Annotated in this window: 18 protein-coding genes; 8 read left to right on the forward strand and 10 right to left on the reverse strand. The window is 66.6% G+C overall.

What is annotated here, in order from left to right:
- Nucleotides 1-664 precede the first annotated feature (664 nt).
- Both LMA02_RS34060 and LMA02_RS34065 read left to right on the forward strand, forming a co-directional pair.
- Entirely contained in the window at nucleotides 665-1,498 is an 834-nt protein-coding gene (locus tag LMA02_RS34060; protein WP_228910270.1) for a response regulator, read from the forward strand.
- Nucleotides 1,491-3,818 carry a sensor histidine kinase gene (locus LMA02_RS34065; protein ID WP_228910271.1) on the forward strand — a complete coding sequence of 776 codons (2,328 nt, stop codon included), beginning with the start codon at nucleotides 1,491-1,493 and terminating at the stop codon, nucleotides 3,816-3,818. Before LMA02_RS34060 ends, LMA02_RS34065 begins: the two co-directional genes overlap by 8 nt.
- 95 nt (nucleotides 3,819-3,913) lie before the next feature.
- On the opposite strand, the gene yjfF is transcribed toward LMA02_RS34065, so the two are convergent.
- The 4 genes from yjfF to LMA02_RS34085 all read right to left on the reverse strand — a co-directional run bounded on the left by yjfF (nucleotide 3,914) and on the right by LMA02_RS34085 (nucleotide 8,689).
- Complete coding sequence (gene yjfF / locus LMA02_RS34070; protein ID WP_175741084.1) at nucleotides 3,914-5,002, reverse strand: galactofuranose ABC transporter, permease protein YjfF; 1,089 nt, start codon at nucleotides 5,000-5,002, stop codon at nucleotides 3,914-3,916.
- Nucleotides 4,999-6,039, reverse strand: coding sequence for an ABC transporter permease (locus LMA02_RS34075; RefSeq protein ID WP_228910272.1), 1,041 nt, complete (start codon nucleotides 6,037-6,039; stop codon nucleotides 4,999-5,001). The genes yjfF and LMA02_RS34075 overlap by 4 nt, the downstream gene beginning before the upstream one ends.
- Nucleotides 6,036-7,550: a sugar ABC transporter ATP-binding protein gene (locus LMA02_RS34080; RefSeq protein WP_228910273.1), complete on the reverse strand. Its 1,515-nt coding sequence runs from the start codon at nucleotides 7,548-7,550 to the stop codon at nucleotides 6,036-6,038. The genes LMA02_RS34075 and LMA02_RS34080 overlap by 4 nt, the downstream gene beginning before the upstream one ends.
- A gap of 176 nt (nucleotides 7,551-7,726) precedes the next feature.
- The gene (locus LMA02_RS34085; RefSeq protein WP_228910274.1) at nucleotides 7,727-8,689 is read right to left on the reverse strand and encodes an ABC transporter substrate-binding protein; all 963 of its coding nucleotides are present in this window, start codon (nucleotides 8,687-8,689) and stop codon (nucleotides 7,727-7,729) included.
- A gap of 509 nt (nucleotides 8,690-9,198) precedes the next feature.
- Here LMA02_RS34085 and LMA02_RS34090 point away from each other — a divergent pair.
- Nucleotides 9,199-10,275, forward strand: a complete 1,077-nt coding sequence (locus LMA02_RS34090) for a DNA topoisomerase IB (RefSeq protein WP_228910275.1) — start codon at nucleotides 9,199-9,201, stop codon at nucleotides 10,273-10,275.
- Nucleotides 10,276-10,296: 21 nt separating this feature from the next.
- Here LMA02_RS34090 and LMA02_RS34095 read toward each other — a convergent pair whose 3' ends face one another.
- Together LMA02_RS34095 and LMA02_RS34100 are read right to left on the reverse strand one after the other, a co-directional pair.
- Nucleotides 10,297-10,605 (reverse strand): H-NS histone family protein, encoded by a 309-nt coding sequence (locus LMA02_RS34095; RefSeq protein ID WP_011661066.1) that lies wholly within the window; start codon nucleotides 10,603-10,605, stop codon nucleotides 10,297-10,299.
- Nucleotides 10,606-10,723: 118 nt separating this feature from the next.
- On the reverse strand, nucleotides 10,724-10,957 hold the full coding sequence (locus LMA02_RS34100) for a flagellar transcriptional regulator FlhD (protein WP_228910276.1): 234 nt from the start codon (nucleotides 10,955-10,957) through the stop codon (nucleotides 10,724-10,726).
- A gap of 359 nt (nucleotides 10,958-11,316) precedes the next feature.
- Between LMA02_RS34100 and galU the strand changes: the two genes are divergently transcribed.
- From galU to LMA02_RS34120, 4 genes are all read left to right on the forward strand, one after another.
- On the forward strand, nucleotides 11,317-12,201 hold the full coding sequence (gene galU, locus LMA02_RS34105) for a UTP--glucose-1-phosphate uridylyltransferase GalU (RefSeq protein WP_228910277.1): 885 nt from the start codon (nucleotides 11,317-11,319) through the stop codon (nucleotides 12,199-12,201).
- Between the two features lie 25 nt (nucleotides 12,202-12,226).
- Nucleotides 12,227-12,814 carry a phosphatase PAP2 family protein gene (locus LMA02_RS34110; RefSeq protein ID WP_228910278.1) on the forward strand — a complete coding sequence of 196 codons (588 nt, stop codon included), beginning with the start codon at nucleotides 12,227-12,229 and terminating at the stop codon, nucleotides 12,812-12,814.
- A gap of 254 nt (nucleotides 12,815-13,068) precedes the next feature.
- Nucleotides 13,069-14,262, forward strand: coding sequence for a hypothetical protein (locus LMA02_RS34115; RefSeq protein ID WP_228910279.1), 1,194 nt, complete (start codon nucleotides 13,069-13,071; stop codon nucleotides 14,260-14,262).
- Between the two features lie 62 nt (nucleotides 14,263-14,324).
- Nucleotides 14,325-15,461 carry a sialidase family protein gene (locus LMA02_RS34120; protein WP_416378705.1) on the forward strand — a complete coding sequence of 379 codons (1,137 nt, stop codon included), beginning with the start codon at nucleotides 14,325-14,327 and terminating at the stop codon, nucleotides 15,459-15,461.
- 71 nt (nucleotides 15,462-15,532) lie between these two features.
- Here the strand turns inward: LMA02_RS34120 and LMA02_RS34125 are convergent, their stop codons facing one another.
- The 4 genes from LMA02_RS34125 to kdsA are packed head-to-tail and all read right to left on the reverse strand — an operon-like array spanning nucleotide 15,533 to nucleotide 18,635.
- Nucleotides 15,533-16,465 carry a KpsF/GutQ family sugar-phosphate isomerase gene (locus tag LMA02_RS34125; protein ID WP_228910281.1) on the reverse strand — a complete coding sequence of 311 codons (933 nt, stop codon included), beginning with the start codon at nucleotides 16,463-16,465 and terminating at the stop codon, nucleotides 15,533-15,535.
- On the reverse strand, nucleotides 16,446-17,249 hold the full coding sequence (gene kdsB, locus LMA02_RS34130) for a 3-deoxy-manno-octulosonate cytidylyltransferase (protein ID WP_228910282.1): 804 nt from the start codon (nucleotides 17,247-17,249) through the stop codon (nucleotides 16,446-16,448). Before kdsB ends, LMA02_RS34125 begins: the two co-directional genes overlap by 20 nt.
- Nucleotides 17,233-17,784: a KdsC family phosphatase gene (locus LMA02_RS34135; RefSeq protein WP_416378704.1), complete on the reverse strand. Its 552-nt coding sequence runs from the start codon at nucleotides 17,782-17,784 to the stop codon at nucleotides 17,233-17,235. The genes kdsB and LMA02_RS34135 overlap by 17 nt, the downstream gene beginning before the upstream one ends.
- A 5-nt stretch (nucleotides 17,785-17,789) precedes the next feature.
- Entirely contained in the window at nucleotides 17,790-18,635 is an 846-nt protein-coding gene (gene kdsA / locus LMA02_RS34140) for a 3-deoxy-8-phosphooctulonate synthase (protein WP_228910283.1), read from the reverse strand.
- A 119-nt stretch (nucleotides 18,636-18,754) separates the two neighbouring features.
- Here kdsA and LMA02_RS34145 point away from each other — a divergent pair, with 119 nt between their 5' ends.
- Nucleotides 18,755-19,807, forward strand: coding sequence for an RNA-guided endonuclease InsQ/TnpB family protein (locus tag LMA02_RS34145; RefSeq protein ID WP_228910284.1), 1,053 nt, complete (start codon nucleotides 18,755-18,757; stop codon nucleotides 19,805-19,807).
- Nucleotides 19,808-19,876: the final 69 nt, after the last annotated feature.

Below are 19,876 nucleotides of genomic sequence, written 5' to 3' on the forward strand. Positions count from 1 at the left end.
AGGGCGGGAAGCTTGCATTGCCCTCGTGCCGACCCTCGTCGCAGCACCGGAATCCCGGAATTTGAGATTGTCAGCACTCAATGTCACATTGAATATTGCGCACTCAAACATGCCGCCGCGACAAATGAAATTCGCGTGGAACGCCGTTCTGCCGAACAACCGATCCAGCCGCATCGGGCCTAGTGTGCCGGGACTCCGGCGCTCGAACCTTTTCCCGAGCGGACAAATTGTTTTCCCGGCCGGACGATATTTACATTCATACATTCCGGCCTCCCAATCGACTTAAATGTGAAAGCATTTTTACCAGCGATCAATAAAAAATTAATCACAGTGACACGGAATTGATGGACGCGATCCGCATCGAAATCGGCTGCCTGCACGACACATTTCAACTCGATTCATCATTCGGGCCAATTCCATTTACGTCAATTGAAATCGGCAATAACGACCGGTATTTAATATCCAATTCGGCACTTTTTCCCAGGCCATTTTCCCGGCGCGGCCGCGCTGCCACGAAGGTTGCGCACGCTGTCAAACATGCCCACACGCGACGCACGGAATCCCCACCGCGGGCGCTATTGTCGACATATAATTTTTTGCAACAATCGTGCACATAGATGCATCGAGTCCGACCCCGGCCTACCTCCCCAACGCGTTCGCAACCATGTCATCCCGCTCGTCCAGTCCGGCGTCGCTGCGCGCCACGCCGGATCTCGTTGGCGCACACATTCTTGTCGTAGACGACCGACCGAACGACCTGCGGCTCCTGACGGAGATCCTGCGTTCGGCGCGGTGCCGGATCAGTGTCGCGTTCGACGGCCTGCAGGCCTATCACCGCGCGCAGGCAGTCTCGCCCGACCTGATCCTGATGGATGTCCGGATGCCGCGCATGGACGGCTTCGCCGCGTGCCGCCTGCTGGCATCAACGCCGTCGACGCAGAACATACCCGTCATCATCCTGACCGCCGCCGCCGATCTCGACGATCGCATCGCGGGGCTCGAAACCGGTGCGCTCGACTACATCGTGAAGCCGTTCGAACCGGTCGAGGTCATTGCGCGGATCCGCAATCATCTGAAGCGCGCGCGGCGCAGCCAGCCGTTCGCGCACCTGCCCGAGCTGCCCGACCATCCGGACGCCGCGCTGGTGCGCGCGGCGAGCGACGTCCTGCTGCGCGAATTGCGCAATCCGCCGACGCTCGAGGAGCTCGCGCGGCAGGTCGGCACGCACGAAAAGCGGCTGTCGCGCGTGTTCCGCGATCATCTCGGCCAGACCGTGTTCGAATACCTGCGCGACACACGGCTGCGCGCCGCGAAGCACTTTCTCGCGGAGACGTCGATGGGGATCGGCGACATCGCCGAGGAAATCGGCTTCTCGACGCCGGGCAATTTCGCGACGGCGTTTCGCGAACGGTTCGGCATCACGCCGTCCGACTGGCGGCGCCAGCGTCCGACGGTCGACGCACTGCCCGCATCGCATGATCACCCGCGCGATGCCTAGGCGCCGCGCGTCGGGCTGGCACACCTTCCTGCTGCTCGCGGTGGCGCTGATCGCCTGCGCGACCCACCGTGCCGAAGCGACGGAAAACGCTGCACAACTGGACGCGGTTTCGATCGTCGAGGATCCGGGCACCAAGATGTCCGCCGACCAGATCGCCGCGCGACTCGCGGCTGCGCCACGCGGCGCGTCCGCGGCGCGCCCGTCGTTCAACGTCGAGTTTTCCCGCTCGGCATGGTGGGTCGGCACGACGCTGGTCAATCACGACAGCGTCGAGCGCCCGCTGGTGCTGGAGATTCACGACGCCCGTCTCGACCATGCAGACTTCTATGTCGAGCGCGGCGGCGCGTGGACGCTCGCCGGACGCTTCCCGGCCGACCTCCGCGACGCGGACCATCCCGCTTCCCGATATCCGACGCTCGACACGACGCTGCGCCCGGGCGAGCGGATGCCCGTGCTGATCCGCATCACGTCGCGCAAGGAAATGCGACTCGCGCCGTCCGTGTACACCCCCAATGCATGGCATGCGCACGAACTGCGCGCCGCAATGTGGAACTTCGCCTTCTTCGGCGGCCTGCTGGCACTCGTCTGGTGCGCGCTGCTGATCGGATTCTTTTCGCGCAGCGGCGTGTTCGTCGTGCTGGCCGTGGTGGCCCTGAGCATGACGCTGTTCGAGGCGACGTACCGCGGCTATACCGTGATGTATCTGTGGCCCGGCGCGTACGAATGGTCGGCACGCGCCGAGGTGATCTTCGCGTATCTGTCGGTCGCGTGCTTCTTCGCATTCATCCTGATGGTCGCGCACCGCGAGAAGGCCGGCATGCCGATGCGCGCCGTCTACATGGCGTTCTTCGCGCTCGAATGCATCGGCATGGTCGGCGCCGCGTACGGCGACCTGCTCACCTTCACGTGGTTCTGCCTGCGGTTGAACAGCGTGACGGCGGTCGTGAACATCGGCCTCGCGCTGACCTTCGCGATCCGGCGCACGCCGACCGGCCGCGTGATGCTGCTCGCCGTCATGTTCGCCAGCTTCAACATGCTGGTGCGCGTGCTCGACGGACGCGATGCGATACCGGCCTGGCTATTCTGGCTGAAATCCGACGTCCATCCGAATCCCGTGATCTCGATCCTCGGGTTCGCCACGCATCTGGTGGTGCTGGCCGCCTGGATCCACCACGTGGGCCGTCAACGCACCGAGGCGCGCAAGCGGCTCGAGCAGTGGCAGCTCACCGAACAGGATCGCCTGCGCGACGAGGTCGCGAAACGCACGTTCGCGCTCAACGACGCGCTGCACCAGGCGAGGACGCACATGCAGCAGAAGATCGAAACGCTCGGCTATGTGAGCCACGACCTGCGCGCACCGCTGTCGACGATCAACGGCTACGCGAAGCTGCTGCTGCAAAGCGCGACCCGCAGCCAGGCGCGGCTGATCCGCTCGATCGACCGCAGCATCCGCTACCAGCTCACGCTGATCGACGAGTTGCTGCAGTACACCAAGTCCGAACTGCAGCCGCTCGGCATCTCGCCGGATGCGACCGACCTGCCCGGCCTGCTGAACGACATCGGCGACTATGCGCTCGCGCTGTGCTCGCAGCAGGACAACCGGTTCGACTACCGGCCGCTGACGCCGCTGCCGCGCAAGCTGTCGATCGACGGCATCCGGCTGCAGCAAGTGCTGCTCAACCTGTTGTCGAATGCGTCGAAGTTCACGCGCGACGGCACGGTCACGCTGTCGGTCGGCGCGTATCCGCACGAGCATGCGTGGCGCATCGTGTTCGAGGTCGCCGATACCGGGATCGGGATCGACATCGGCAAGACGACCGACATCTTCCGCGCATATCAGCAGGTTCAGGCGGTGAATGGCGGAACCGGGCTCGGGCTGTTCATCGCGCAGCGGATCGTCGGCGCGATGAACGGCGAGCTCTCCGTGTCGAGCCAGCCGGGTGTCGGCACGACGTTCACGTTCCAGATCGTCGCACCGGCGCTCGGGCATGCGCTGATCCCGGCGTCGGCGCTGATGCGGCCGGCCGAGCCCGTCGAACCCGACGAACCGCTGAGCGCGGCGCATGCGATGCGCTGCCCGCCGCCCGGTGCGCTCGACGAGCTGGCCGTGCTCGCGAGCGAAGGCCGCCTCACCGATATCGAGGAATGGCTCGGCCAGCATGCGCATGCGCCGCGCCATGCCGCGTTCGTGCAGGCGATGCGCGAGCGTCTCGACGCGCTCGATCTGCACGCGATCGAGCGGCTCGCCGAGTCGCTGAAACGGATGGGCATCGTCGATGCGTCGTTCGATGCGGAGCCGGACATGGCACGGTCGGCGTGATCGACGCCTGCGCCGTGCTGTCGCGCCGCCGATGAAGCCGCCGACAGCGGAGCATGCACGCCATCCCAGGTGCGTGCAGACGAACGCGACGGTCGTTACAAGCGCCGCATCGTCGACACCAGCGCCGCGTCGTCGCCCGCCGCGGCCGGCCTGACCTGCGCGGCCTCGCGCTTGCGGCGTTTCGGATCGAGCCCGGTGCCGCCGGTACGCCGCCGCGCCGCATGCCGCTCGATGACCCGCTGCAGCAGGCAGAACACGCACAGCAGCGCGCCGATCACGATCCGCGTCCACCACGAGCTCAGCGTGCCGTCGAACGTGATCAGCACCTGGATCGTGCCGAGAATGCCGACGCCGAACACCGACCCGATCACGTAGCCCACGCCGCCCGTGAGCAGCGTGCCGCCGATCACCGTCGCGGCGATCGCGTCGAGCTCCATCCCCTGGGCCTGCAGCCCGTAGCCGGACAGCACGTACAGCGTGAACACCACGCCGCCGAGCGCCGAACAGAAGCCGCTCAGCGCATACACGCCGACCTTCGTGCGCGCGACCGGCAGCCCCATCAGCAGCGCCGAGCGCTCGTTGCCGCCGATCGCATAGACGTTGCGGCCGAAGCGCGTGAAATGCGCGACGTAGATCGCCGCGGCCAGCGTCGCGAGCGCGATCAGCGCGCCCGCGCTCAGCGTCCCGCCGCCGATCGGCACGCTGATGCCCGCGAGCGCATGGAACGTCGGCTCGTTGATCGTAATCGACTGCGTCGTGATCAAGAAGCACGCGCCGCGCGCGAGAAACATCCCGGCCAGCGTGACGATGAACGGCTGCAGCCGGAAGTAATGGATCAGCGCGCCCATCGCCGCGCCGTACAGCGCGCCGAACACGAGCACGAGCGGCACGATGGCCCAGACGGGCCAGTGCAGCCGCTCGGCGCCGACCGCGCAGAAGATCGTTGTCAGCGCAACGACCGAGCCGACCGACAGGTCGATGCCGCCCGACACGATCACGAACGTCATCCCGATCGCGACGATCAGCAGGAACGCGTTGTCGACGAGCAGCCCGGTCAACACCTGCATCGAGAAGAAGCCGGTGTACATCACGGATCCGAAGCCGAACAGCGCGGCGAACAGCACGATCGTCACGACGATCGGCAGCGTGCGCGGGTCGGCGAGCCGGGCGAGGAATCGGTTCATCGGGGCGTGGCTCCGGTGGTGGCGCGCGAACGCGCGGAAGGCAGCAGCCGCGACGCGTGGCGGAGCACCAGCGCGCGCGCCGCGTCCGACTGGATCAACGTCACGACGATCACGACGATCGCCTTCACGACAAGCGTCGCCTCCGGCGGCACGCCGATCGAATAGGTCGTGTAGGTGAGCGTCTGGATGATCAGCGCGCCGAGCACCGAGCCGGCGAGGCTGAAACGGCCGCCGAGCAGCGACGTGCCGCCGAGTGTCACCGCGAGGATCGCGTCGAGCTCGAGCAGCAGCCCCGCGTTGTTGCCGTCGGCGCTGCGCACGTTCGAGCTGGCGAGGATGCCCGCGAGCGCCGACATCACGCCGGAACACAGATACACGCCGAACACCACCGCGCCGGCGCGCAGCCCCACGAGCCGCGTCGCAACCGGATTCACGCCGATCGCGCGGATGAACAGGCCGAGCGCGGTACGGTTCACCAGCAGCGCGGTCGCCGCGATCGTCGCGATCGCGATCCAGACCGAGCACGGCACGGCCGCGAGATAGCCGCCGCCGATCTCCAGATAGCCGGGCGCACCGATCGGGATGATCTGCCCGCCCGTCAGCAACTGCGCGATGCCGCGTCCGGCGACCATCAGGATCAGCGTCGCGATGATCGGCTGCATCCCGACGAACGCGACGAGCACGCCGTTCCACGCGCCGGCGAGCACGCCGACGCCGAGCGCGGCGGCCAGCGCCACACCGAGCCGCGACGGATCGCCGTCGAGCACGATCGCCGCGGCCGCGCCGGCGATCGCGACGATCGCGCCGACCGAGATGTCGATCCCGCGCGTCGCGATCACGAGCGTCATGCCGAGCGACACGATCACGAGCGGCGCCGCGCGGTTGAGGATGTCGATCGGCGCGCCGAACAGGTGGCCGTCGAGCAGCGAGATCGACAGGAAGCCCGGCCGATGCGCGACGTCGAGCGCGAACAGCAGCGCGAGTGTCAGCACCGGCCATACGAGCGGATGACGAAGCAACGTGCGTAGCCGCATCATGACCGGCCTCCCGCGATCAGTTGGTACACGTGTTCCTCCGACGCGTCGTCGCCGCTCAGTTCGGCGACCTTGCGCCGGTCGCGCAGCACCGCGATCCGGTGGCTCACGCGCACGACTTCGCTGATCTCCGACGAGATGAACAGGATGGCGAGCCCCTGCGCGCACAGCGCGAGCACGCGCTCCATGATGTCGAATTTCGCGGCGACGTCGATGCCGCGGGTCGGCTCGTCGAGGATCAGCAGCTTCGGTTCCGTCGCGAGCCAGCGCGCGAGCAGCACCTTCTGCTGGTTGCCGCCCGACAGCAGCCCGATCGGCTGCTCCGCGTCGCGCGCCTTGATGCCGAGCCGCGCGATGTAGGTATCGGCGAGCTCGCGCTGGCGCGCGCGGCTGATCAGCCGCCACCAGCCGCGCCGCGCCTGCAGCGCGAGCACGATGTTCTCGCGGATCGACAGCGCGGCGACGATCCCCTCTTTCTTGCGATCCTCCGGGCAATACGCGATCCCGTTGCGCACCGCGTCGTGCGGCGACGCGAGCCGCTTGCGCGCACCGTCGATCTCGATCGCGCCGGTGTCGGTGCGCTCCGCGGCAAATGCAAGCCGCGCGGTTTCCGTGCGTCCCGAGCCGAGCAGCCCGGCCAGCCCGACGATTTCGCCGGGCCGCACGTCGAGATCGAGCGGGCTCATCATCCCGCGCCGGCCGACCTGCTGCATCGACAGGAACGGCGCGGCCGCGCCGGCATCACGCTGCACGGCCGCCGCACCGGCCTGCAGCGTGCCGGACATCGGCGCGCGGCCGGTCATCTTCGCGACCAGGCTGTCGACCGGCAGGTCGCGCGCGAGATACTCGCCTTCGCGCTCGCCGTTGCGCATCACCGTGATCCGGTCGGACACCGCATAGGTCTGTTCGAGAAAATGCGTGACGAACAGGATCGCGATGCCCGACGCCTTCAGCCGGCGCAGTACGTCGAAGAGCCGCGCGACCTCGCCGTCGTCGAGGCTCGACGTCGGCTCGTCGAGTATCAGCACGCGCGCGTCCACCGACACGGCCCGCGCGATCGCGACCATCTGCTGCACCGCGATCGGATACGCGTCGAGCGAGCGCGTGACGTCGAGCGACAGGTCGAGCTCGGCGAGCGCGTCGCGCGCACGCGCATGGATCGTCTTCCAGTCGATCGCACCGCGCCGCATCGGCTGCCGGCCCGCGAAGATGTTCTCGGCCACCGACAGGTTCGCGCACAGGTTCACTTCCTGGTACAGCGTCTGGATCCCGGCCGCCTCGGCCTCGCGCGGCGCGGCGAAGCGCACCGGCGCGCCGCCGACGTGAATCTCGCCCGCGTCGTGCGCATGCACGCCGGTCAGCACGTTGATCAGCGTCGACTTGCCCGCGCCGTTCTGGCCCATCAGCGCATGGATCTCGCCCGGAAACAGCCGGAAATTCACGCGCTGCAGCGCGTGGACACCGGGAAACGCCTTGTCGATGCCGATCATCTCGACCACCGGCGGATTCGTCATGGAACGACCTCGCTTCGAAGCGGTTGCCGGACGGCGGCAGCCCGCGCTACCGCCCGCGTCCGTTGGGACTCTCAAGAAAACGCCGGGCCGCCCCAAGTTTTCCGCCCGGTACGAAGTCCCCTTGGGGGATTGCCCCCCTCGGGGGGCCTGTCGCGAAGCGACAGGTTTGGGGGCGCTCAGTACTTGCGGGTCGGCAGCACCTGCGCCGCGACGTTCATCGGGAACACCGTCTCGTTCGTGACGATGCGCTTCGGCAACTGCTTGCCGGCGACCACGTCCTTCACCGCCGTCATCAGCTGCGGGCCGAGCAGCGGGCTGCATTCGACGTCGACGTTGATCTTGCCCGCGACCATCGCCTGGAAGCCGCCCTTGGTCGCATCGAACGACACGACGCTCACGTCCTTGCCGGGCTTGATGCCGGCTTCTTCCATCGCCTGGATCGCGCCGAGCGCCATGTCGTCGTTGTGCGCGTAGACGACGTTGATCTGCTTGCCGTAGGTCTTCGCGAACGCTTCCATCACCTGCTTGCCGCCGGCGAGCGTGAAGTCGCCGCTTTGCGACGCGATCACCTTGAACTTCGGATTGCTCTTGATCACCTCGAGCAGGCCCGCGCGGCGATCGTTGGCCGGCGCGGAGCCGACCGTGCCCTGCAGCTCGACGATGTTGATCGGGCCCGGGTCGTTCTTGTAATGCTCTTCCATCCAGTGGCCGGCGCGCCGCCCTTCCTCCAGGAAGTCGGAGCCGATCATCGTCACGTACAGCGACGGATCCTTCACGTCGACGCCGCGATCGGTCAGGATCACCGGGATATGCGCCGCCTTCGCTTCGGTCAGCACCGGCTCCCAGCCCGACTCGACGACCGGCGAGAACGCGATCACGTCGACCTTCTGCGCGATGAACGAGCGGATCGCGCGGATCTGGTTCTCCTGCTTCTGCTGCGCGTCCGAGAATTTCAGGTTGATGCCGGCGTCCTTCGCCGCGCCCTTCACCGACACGGTGTTCGCCGTGCGCCACGCGCTCTCCGCGCCGACCTGCGAGAACCCGAGCGTGATCGGTTTTTGCTGCGCGTGCGCGCCGGTGGCCAGCACCGTCGCCGCGGCGACGATCGCGCCGACCGCCAGCTTCCTGATGAATGTCATGGTCCGTCTCCGATGGTGTCGTTGTATGCCGCTGCGCCGGCCTTGCGCGGTGTCTGCTGCGCTGTTCTGGTTCTGCGTGGCGCGGAAGCGGTGCGGGGCTGCCCGGCCGGCGCTTGCGCGCCAACCCGGTATACATGCCCCGGATCAGTCTAGGAACAAGTCCGATAACCTTCCAATGAAATCTTGGATTGAAGCGATATCGGTATCGGCATACGTATAAACACCTAAGTGGTTGGTGGGCCGCTGCATCACGGCTGGCAGGCACGGCCTCGACCGGCGTCGCCCGCGTTTTGGCGGTCGCGGCAGCGGCCCCGTTGTGCAGGCAGCGCGGAACGCGCGAAGTCGGCTCGGTGGCAAACGCGCCGACGGCGCACGAATCTTGCTGCCGCGCTGGCAGGACCGTTCGCGCATCGCGGCGGCCCGCCTGCAACAAGGAGAACAACAATGCCCGCCATGCATGAACGCAGCACGCTGCGCGCGGATGTTCCGGTCGACTGCCGCATCGCAGCATGAAGACGCGTACGCCCCGCGGTGCCGCCGAAGCCCTTGCAGCAGCCGTCGCGAGTTCGGCCGCGCCGCTGCGCCACGTCGACGACCGCCGCCCCGGCTACACGCGCCGGCGGCTGCGCAATGGTTTCGCGTACTACACGAAGGACGGTGGACGGATTCGCGACGCCGACGAAATCGCCCGCATCAACGCGCTCGCGATTCCGCCCGCGTACACCGACGTGTGGATCTGCATGGACCCGCGCGGCCATTTGCAGGCGACCGGCCGCGATGCGCGCGGACGCAAGCAATATCGCTATCACCCGCTGTGGCGCGAGACGCGCGACGCGAACAAGTACGCGCGGATGGCGGCGTTCGCCCGCGCGCTGCCGCGCATCCGTGCGCGGGTCGACCGCGATCTCGCGCTACCCGGGATGCCGCGCGACAAGATCGTCGCGACGATCGTGCGGCTGCTCGACACGACGCTCGCGCGGATCGGCAACGCCGAGTATGCGCGCGAGAACGCGTCGTACGGGCTGACGACGCTGCGCAAGCGCCACGTGACGATCCGGCCGGGACAGGTACGCCTGCGCTTTACGGGCAAGAGCGGCATCGAGCACGACGTGACCGTCGAGGACCCGCGCATCGGCCGGATCGTGCGGCACTGCGCGGAGCTGCCGGGGCACGAGTTGTTCCAGTATCTGGACGACGACGGCGTGCGCCATTCCGTCGGCTCGTCCGACGTAAACGACTATCTGCGCGACGCCGCGGGCGCGGAGTTCACCGCGAAGGATTACCGGACGTGGGCGGGCAGCGTGCAAGCGCTTGCGCTGTTGAGGCGCATCCCGCATCAGGGCGTCACGCATGCACGCAAGCAGATCGTCGAAACGGTGCGGACCGTCGCCGACATCTTGCGCAACACGCCGGCCGTGTGCCGGCGCTGCTACATCCACCCGGTGGTGCTCGATACGTTCGAGGCCGGGTTGCTCGCGACGCTGGAGGTGCGCCGCACGCCGAGAGGGCTGCGCGCGGACGAAGCGGCGTTCGCGGCGTTGCTCGAGCAGGCCGCGCGCCGCGATCGACGACGGACGAGTCGATGAGCCAGCCGTTACCCGCTCACATCAACCGGCATTGCGCTCGATCAGGAACCGCTCGCGACGGCCGCCTTTGATCCAGCGCGGCTCGCGACCGCGTCCACTCCACGTCGCGCCGGTTTTCGGATCGCGATACCGGGGCGCCGATCCGCTCGTGCGCGGCGTCGCTTTTGCGGTGCCGCCGTGGCGGCCGAAGATCTGTCCGGCGGTCAGGCCGTATTCGGCGACCCGGCTGCGAATCTCCTCGATGACGGCGTCGAGTTCGGCGAGTCGTGCTTCCTCGACGCGCCTCATCAATTCATCGGCTTGCGCCTTCAGTTCGCGATAACCGGACATGCGATTCCTCCCTATTGATATGACGTTATAAAAGACCGAATGAGCGCGGGATTGCTGCGATGCAATCCACTTGAAGGCCGTGAGACGAACGCTCATTCGGGAAAACCGGAAAAACGGATCACGCGCGGCCCGGCGCGTTTTCGATGCGGAATTCACACACCAGTTCGCCGCCGGCCGCGAGTTCATCGATCTGATCCAGCGTCAATGCGTCGATCGATGCGGCAATTTCATCCGAAATTCCCAATTGCCGCTTGCCCTGCTCGTAGTCGCTACGCAGCATGCGCTGCGCCAGCACGAGATACGCACGATTGAATTCCGCGATTGCATCGAAGATATCGCCCTGTTCCGTCATGACCGCTCCCGAGCCGACGGCGGTTGGTGCGTGCCGCGCGTGCGGCGCCGTGACCGGCCGTCCAGTAATGAATGCCTGAATCTATGTCATGCGATCGGCGTCATGCCGACAATTCCTAGATGGCATCCGACATTCTTGAAATCGGCGCGTGCAATTCGCGATTCGTAATTCGTCGCTGTCGGATTCAGCCTAGATTCGGTCACCCCCCGAAACCGGAACGCCCATACGATTTTTCGGACGGCGCGCGAATTCGTTTGCGCGAACGATACGGCACCGGCGAACGATGATTGCATGTACGTGTCGCCGCCTTTCCTCGGCATCGTTGATGCCAGATCCTGAATGGATGGAATCCGATAACCATGTTGAAAGTGACGAAAGCCGTATTTCCGGTTGCCGGTCTCGGCACACGGTTTCTGCCCGCGACCAAAGCGAGCCCGAAAGAAATGCTGCCGGTCGTGGACAAGCCGCTGATTCAATATGCGGTCGAGGAGGCGATCGACGCCGGCATCACCGAAATGATTTTCGTGACCGGCCGCAGCAAGCGCGCGATCGAGGATCACTTCGACAAGTCCTACGAGATCGAAGCGGAGCTCGAAGCGCGCGGCAAGGAGAAGCTGCTGTCGCTGGTTCGCAGCATCAAGCCGAGCCATGTCGACTGCTTCTACGTGCGCCAGGCCGAAGCACTGGGGCTCGGCCATGCCGTGCTGTGCGCGGAGAAGCTGGTCGGCAACCAGCCGTTCGCGGTGATGCTCGCCGACGACCTGCTCGACGGTCCGACGCCCGTGCTGCGCCAGATGATCGACGTGTTCGATCACTATCACGCGTCGGTGATCGGCGTGGAGGAAATCGCGCCCGACGCATCGAAGTCGTACGGTGTGATCGACGGCAAGCGCTGGGAGGACAACCTGTTCAAGCTGTCCGGGATCGTCGAGAAGCCGGAGCCGGCGAAGGCGCCGTCGAATTTCGGCGTGGTGGGCCGCTACGTGCTGAAACCGAAGGTGTTCGAACATCTGCGCGCGCTGCGGCCCGGCGCCGGCGGCGAACTGCAGTTGACGGACGCGATCCAGTCGCTGCTCGCGGACGAGCAGGTGCTCGCCCATCGCTACGAAGGCATGCGCTTCGATTGCGGCAGCAAGCTCGGGTATTTGAAGGCGACGGTCGAGTTCGCGCTGCGGCATCCGGAAGTAGCCGCGGATTTCGAAAGCTATCTGGCCACGCGCATGTCGGCGCTGCTGGTCGCCTGACCGGGCGGCCGTCACGAACCCGGTCATGTGGACCGCCGTCAGCGATCTCGGCGACGCGGCGCTGACGTTGCCGCTGGCCGTCGTGTGCATCGTCTGGCTCACGCGCTCGACGGCCGGCCGGCATCTCGCGGCGTCATGGGCGCTGATGCTCGCGGCCGGCATGGCGCTCGTCGGCGCCACCAAGATGCTGTATGCCGGCTGCGGGATCCAGATCCGTGCGATCGATTTCCGCGTGATCAGCGGACACACGATGCTCGCGTCGGCGGTCTGGCCGATGGCATGCGTGCTTGCGCTGGGCTGCGGCGTGCCGCTGCGGGCGAGGACGTCGCTGTCGCTCGGGCTTGCGCTCGGCGCGCTGATCGGCGTCGCACGCGTGTTCGACGACGCGCACACGCCGTCGGAAGTCGTCATCGGCTGGCTCGTCGGCTCGGCGGTCGCGCTGGCGTTCGTGTGGCGGCATGGCGCGCCACGTGTCGACGCGCGGTATCGTGCGCTCGTCGCCGGCTCGCTCTTGGCCGTGTCGGCCGTAGCGTATGGTCGTCACGCACCGATTCAGGCGGCGATCGAGATGTATTCGCCGTTTTTGTGCGGGCGGTTCGCGCTGCAGCCGTGACAGCTGCCGACCCCGCCGAAAAAAGACAGAATCCCGCGCCAATCGGACAACCCTGCTCGCCCGGCCGCCCAACCCGCTATGCTTGATCGCCGGAATCGCTTCGTCCCGCATGACGGACGCGTGTTCCGCGTGCGAACCGCCGCGCAAGCCGGCCCTGCCCGACAGGCGGCTTGCCCGCGTCGCACCGCATCTCGCCGCGCGACGCCGGAACGGCCGGCACGCGGCGAATCCGGAATCTCCGATCGGGCGCACGCATGTCGACCTTGCTCTTTTCAGCCAGCGTACTGTTCTTCTCTCTCAACGCGTTCAGCGTGCGTGCGACCTTCGCCGCGTACTTCCTGCTGTGCGCGCTCGCCTTTCTGCGCGCACCGACGCTGATGAACCGGCAGCGGCACCTGTTTCCGGTGTGCGCGTACTGGCTGATCAGCACCTGTCTCGCGTTCATCCTGTCCGCGTTCGGCGATTTCTACGTGAACTTCTTCATCAAGTTCGTGCTGATCCAGACGTATATCGCGCTGTGCTACTGGATGTTTGCCGGCGGCGTGCTCACACGCGAATCGCTCGACACCGCATGCAAGACGCTCATCTACGTCCACGCCGCGTTCTTCACGTTCCAGCTCGTCTATTACCTCGGGACCGGCACCTTCGTCGACTTCGACAGCTACGTGCGCGAAGCCGACTCCGAAGCGCTCTACGCGACCAAGGCGCTGTCCGACAGCCTGATCTCGATCCGCGCGCTGGGCCTGTATTCCGAACCGTCGTTCTATGCGATGACGGTCGTCCCGAGCGCCGTGGTCCTGCTGCTGTCGCAGCGGCGCATCACGCTCGCGCCCGTCGTCGGGTTCGCCACCGCGCTGCTCAGTTTCTCGGTCGCGTCGATGGCGGTCTGTGCGGCTCTGTGCGGGCTGCACGTGCTCACCGGGCGCGGGCGGCTGCGGACCCGGATCGCCGTCATCGTCGTCGCGCTCGCCTGCATGCCGTGGCTCTACAGCGTGTACGACCAGCGAGTGAACCAGTCGGTCGACTACGATGCGGTCGGCAGCCGCACGCTCGTGCTGACCGAGCTGTCCGAACGCGACGCGGTCGCGGGCGTGTTCGGCGGCGGCCTGTTCTGGGACGAGCGCAACAACGTCGGGAAAACACACCTGCGCGGCTATCAGGTGCGGGACAGCTCGTTCTACATCTACCTCGTGTTCGCCGCGGGCGTCGCCGGCTTCGTCGTGTTTTTCGGTACGCTCGCCATGCTGTTCCGCCGCAAGGGCCGGCGCAAGTATCTGCTCTATCTGCTGCCGATCCTGCTGTTCAAGTATCACGTGCTCTATGGCATGCTCTGGCTCACCATCCTGCTGTTCGTCGTGCTGGCCGACCAGGACGCGCCGTACCGGCGCACGGTCGCCCGTCCCCTCCCCAACATGGCCGGCGGCAAGCCGCTCGCGCACCTGACATGACCTCACACCGACATGCGCCGACGTTACGCGCGCTGAAACGGTCGCTCATCGCAGCGCTCTGCATGGGCTGCGCGTCGATGGTCGCCCACGCGGAAGCCGTCCCCGCGCCGCCCGGCGAGGTGATTGCGCACAGCCGGGCCGCCACGCGCGTGTACCTCGGCTCGCCGTCGCTCGCCGTGCTGCCGAACGGCGACTATGTCGCGAGCTTCGACACGTTCGGCGCCGCGTCGGCGCAGAACCGGGTGTTCGTGTTCACGTCGCACGACAAGGGTGCGACCTGGTCCAGGCTCGGCGACGTGCCCGACCAGTACTGGTCGTCGCTGTTCGTGCTGAACGGCGCGCTATACCTGATGGGCACCAACCGCTCGATGGGCACGCCGTCGATTCGCCGGTCCGACGACGGCGGCGCGTCGTGGACCACGCCGGTCGACGCGTCCACGGGGCAGTTGCCCTATCCGGGGCGCTTCATCACCGGGCCGGTGCCGGTCCTCGTCGATCGCGGACGCGTGTGGCGCGCCTATGAAAGCGTCGAGGACGACGACCTGCGCGCGCTGGTGATGTCCGCGCCCGTCGATCGCGACCTGCTCGATGCACGCAACTGGCGCGTGTCCACGCATCTGCCGTCGGACAAGCGCTGGCTCGACGGCAATTTCCAGTCCTGGGAAGAAGGCAACGTGGTCGCCAAACCAGGCGCAGCGCCCGCCGTCATGCTGCGCGTGAACGCAGCGAACGGCCCCGAGAAAGCGGCGCTGGTGACGACGAGCGACGACGGCCGCACGCTGTCGTTCGACCCGGCGCGCGATTTCGTCGACCTGCCTGGCGCCGGCAAGAAGTTCACGATTCGCTTCGACCCGCAGTCGAATCAATACTGGACGATCACCAACGCGGTGCCGAAAGGCATCGGGCGGACGAACCTCGAGCGCGTGCGCAATACGCTGGTGCTGCTGTCGTCGCCCGATCTGCGGCAGTGGGCCGCGCGGCGCGTCCTGCTGCAACACGCCGACACGAAACGGCACGGCTTCCAGTACGTCGACTGGCAATTCGACGGCAGCGACCTCATCGCGGTGCTGCGCGTCGCGTTCGACGACCCGGAAGGCGGGGCTGCAAGCCAGCACGACTCGAATTTCATCACGTTCCTGCGCGTGCGGCGGTTCCGCCAGGATGCCTCGTCCAGTGCACTGACGCAAAGCCTGCAATAGCGCGCGCCGGTATCGGCCGCGCCTCCCGCGCCTCCCGCCCGTCGAGCGACGCGGCGGGAGAGGCCGGCGCCTTACTTCTTGAACACACCGACGACATCACCGCCGTCGACCACCAGCAACGCGCCGATCCGCTGCTGCTGCATCAGCAGCAACGCATCCTCGACGCGAGTGCCGGGCCGCACCGTCGACGGCTCGATCGACATCATGTCGGCCGCCGTGCGCCGCAATACGCCATCGCCATGCCGCTCGATCGCGCGGCGGATGTCGCCATCGGTCACGATGCCCCATCCGGCGAGGCGCTTCACGATCGCGAGCCCGAGCCGCCCGCGCGTCATCGCATCGAGCACGTCGAGCGTCGACGTGTCCTCCGTCACGAACGGCAGGTTCCGGCGCGTCATTTCGTCGTCGACCGTGGACAGCAGCCGGCGGCCGAGCGAGCCGCCCGGATGGAAGCGCGCGAAGTGTTCCGGCTGGAAACCGCGCGCCCGCATCAGCGTGACCGCCAGCGCATCGCCCATCGCGAGCGTCGCCGTCGTCGACGCGGTCGGCGCGAGCTGCAGTGGGCACGCCTCGCGTTCGACACCGATGTCGAGATGGACCCGCGCGGCGTGCGCGAGCGTCGATGCAGGATTGCCGGTCAGCGCGATCAGGTCGTTGCCGTTGCTGCGCAGGAACGGAATCAGCTTGATCACCTCGTCCGTTTCTCCTGAATTCGAAATCGCGAGAAACGCGTCGTCCGGCGTCACCATGCCGAGATCGCCGTGATAGGCCTCGCCCGGATGCATGAAGAAAGCGGGCGTGCCCGTGCTCGACAGCGTCGCGGCGATCTTCCTGCCGACGATACCGGACTTGCCCATGCCGCACACGACGACGCGGCCGCTCGACGCGAGGATGATCTCGACCGCTTCCTCGAAATTCGCGTCGAGCCGTGCGGCCACGCCGGCCAATGCCCGCGACTCGATCTCGAAGACCTGCCGGGCGGATTCAATATGGTTCTGTCGCATCGTGAGTTTGTCGTTTGAGAAGGGAGACGACACGGGCGACGTCGTCCGGCGTATCGATGCCGGCAGGCGGCGCGTCGGGCCAGCGCATCACGTCGATCGGCATGCCGAGCCAGAGCGCGCGCAACTGCTCGAGCTTCTCCAGCTGCTCGAGTTCGCACGGCGCCGCGCTCGCCAGCGCCTGCAAGGTCGCGTTCGCGTAGCCGTAGAGACCGATGTGCCGCAGGAACAGGCCGTTCGAACCGGTTGCGTCCGCCGGCCGCCCGTCGCGGCAGAACGGAATCGCCGCGCGCGAGAAGTACAGCGCACGTCCACGGTGATCGACGACGACCTTGACGATGGCCGGCTCGTCGAGCAGCGCGACTTCGTCGATCGGACAGGCGACCGTCGCTACACCGAGGTCCGGCGCCGCGCCGCAAAAGCCTGCGAATGCCTGCAGCAGCGCCGTCGGCACGAGCGGTTCGTCGCCCTGCACGTTGAGCACCGCATCCGCGCCGGGCCAGCCGGACACGCGCGCGACTTCCGCCGCGCGATCGGTGCCGGACGCATGACCGGTATCGGTCATCGCGAAGCGGATCCCGCGAGCGTCGAGTACCTCGGCAATGCGCGCATCGTCGATCGCGACGACGATGTCGGCATCGGGCAGCGCGCGGCGCACGCGCGCATGCACGCGGACGATCATCGGCTCGCCGTCCAGATCGACGAGCGGCTTGCCCGGCAGTCGGGTCGACCCGTACCGGGCCGGAATCACGACGCGCACCGTCCGCCCGTCATTGAACGATGTCATGACCGCTCCATCGTTCGAGCAACGGCCGGTACGCGTCGTCAAGCGACAGCCCCGCCTCGGTCAGCAGATGCTCGGCCACCTCGCGCGCGACGCCGCGGCCGCCGGCCGTGCGCGCGACATGGTCGACGCGCGCGCGGACGAGCCGATGCGCATCGGCCGGCGCATACGACACGCCGACGCGTTCGATGACGGCCAGATCGTTCACGTCGTCGCCGACATACGCGATCTCGTGATCGTCGACCTGTTGTCGCGCCTTGATATCCGCGTAGCCGGCGCCCTTGTCGTCGCAGCCGGTCACGAGCACGTCGATGCCGAGCTGCTTCGCCCGCCACGCGAGCGCGCCGCTGTGCTTGCCCGACAGGATGCCGGCGCGGATGCCATGCGCGCGCAGCAGCGCGACCGCGACGCCGTCGTGCGCGTGAAAGCTCTTCATGAACTCGCCTTCCGTCGTCACATGCAGCAAGCCGTCGGTCAGCACGCCGTCGACATCGAACAGCACCAGCCGCACGGGGCCGCGATACATCGCGCCGCTCACCGCGCTCACCGGATATCGAGCGGCGCGAGCCGCTTGACCAGGTCGTCCACCGCCTTCACCTGCTGCAGGAACGGCTCGAGCAGCGCGAGCGGCAGTGCGCTCGGGCCATCGCAGCGCGCGCGGTCGGGATCCGGGTGCGCTTCGAGGAACAGCCCGGCCAGCCCGACCGCCATCCCGGCGCGCGCGAGATCGAGCACCTGGCGCCGCCGGCCGCCGGACGCGGCGCCGTGCGGATCGCGCATCTGCAGGCTGTGCGTGACGTCGAAGATCACCGGGCAGTCGCCCGTCGCGTCGCGCATCTGGCGAAAGCCCAGCATGTCGACGACGAGATTGTCATAGCCGAACGACGAGCCGCGCTCGCACAGGATCACCTTGTCGTTGCCGGCCTCGCGGCACTTCGACACGACGTGCTCGATCTGCGTCGGGCTCATGAACTGCGGCTTCTTGATGTTGACCGCGTTGCCGGTCTGCGCGATCGCGACCACGAGATCCGTCTGGCGCGCCAGGAATGCCGGCACCTGCAGCACGTCGACGACCTTCGAGACCGGCTCGGCCTGCCACACTTCATGCACGTCGGTGATCACGGGCACGCCGAACCGGCGTTTGACCTCGTCGAAGATGCGAAGCCCTTCGTCGAATCCCACGCCGCGATACGAGTGGATCGACGAACGATTGGCCTTGTCGAACGAGGCTTTGAACACCAGCGGAATGCCGAGACGGCGCGTGACCTCGACGAACGTGTTGCAGACGTCGAGCGTGAAGTCGAGACTCTCGAGCACGTTGAGGCCGCCGAACAGGACGAACGGCAAGTCGTTGCCGACGGTGACGTCCGGCGTAATGGTTACATTCATCAGAATTTGCTCCGAGAAACCCCGCCATTTCCCCCAAGGGGACTTCCTTCGGGGCGGATGGCGGGAAGGAAAGCAGTGCGGTTGACAGGCAGCTTCTTCCACGGGTTAGGATCACCGGCATGATTCTTGTCTACCGCTACCGGGTGAAGTCGCTCAACGGACTGCTCAACAAGCAGAGCCGTGCGGTGAACTACGTCTGGAACTTCTGCAATGACACGCAGAAGCACGCGCTCAAGTGGAGCAAGAAGTGGCCGACGGGATTCGATCTGAACGTGCTGACGACGGGGAGCAGCAAGGCGCTCGGCATCCACTCCGGCACGATCAACGCGACGTGCGAGCAATACGCGAAGTCGCGCAGTCAGCACCGTCGGCCCTACCTGCGCTATCGCGGCAGGAAATCGCTGGGCTGGGTGCCGCTGAAGGGGCGTGACCTGAAGCGCGAAGGCGATGCGTTTCGTTTTGCCGGCAACACCTTCCGCGTGTTCAACAGCCGGGCGCTTCCCGAAGGCAAGATCAAGGATGGGACCAACTTTGCGCAGGATGCGCGCGGCAACTGGTTTCTCAACATCGTGATCGAGATGCCCGATGTTCAGGCCCGCCCGGTCCGTTCCGGTGTTGGCATCGATCTCGGCCTGAAAGACTTCGCCACACTTTCGACGGGCGAGAAGCTGCCCAATGACCGATTCGGCCGACGCGCGGCGGAGAAACTGGCGAAAGCTCAACGGGCGCGCAAGCACAAGCGACATATCGCGAAGCTGCACGCCAAAGTGGCGAATGCCCGTGCCGATTTCCAGCACAAGCTCGCGCTCGATCTGGTGCGGCGTTTCGATTACCTCGCGGTCGGCAACGTGTCGGCCGCGAAGCTCGCCAGAACCAGGATGGCGAAGAGCGTCTACGACGCATCCTGGTCGTCCTTCCGAAACAAGCTCCGTTACAAGGCGATGGCGCACGGGGCCACGTTCGAGGAAGTCGACGAAAGCGGTTCTACCCAGTCCTGTTCGTCGTGCGGGTCGAAAGACAGCACGACGCGGCCGAAAGGTATCGCGGGACTGCGAATGAGAGAGTGGGCCTGCGATGGCTGTGGTGTCGAGCATGATCGTGATATCAACGCTGCCGTGAACATTCTCCGATGCGGACGTGCATCGCCAGGTGTGGGAATCACCTGCCTTTAGGCGGGTGAGGACGTCAAACAGTTCTCCTCCAAATTGGGGCGGCAGTGTGCGCGATGCGCCGCGGCGGAT

It is taken from the genome of Burkholderia sp. B21-005 (assembly GCF_020843965.1).
Lineage (GTDB): Bacteria > Pseudomonadota > Gammaproteobacteria > Burkholderiales > Burkholderiaceae > Burkholderia > Burkholderia ambifaria.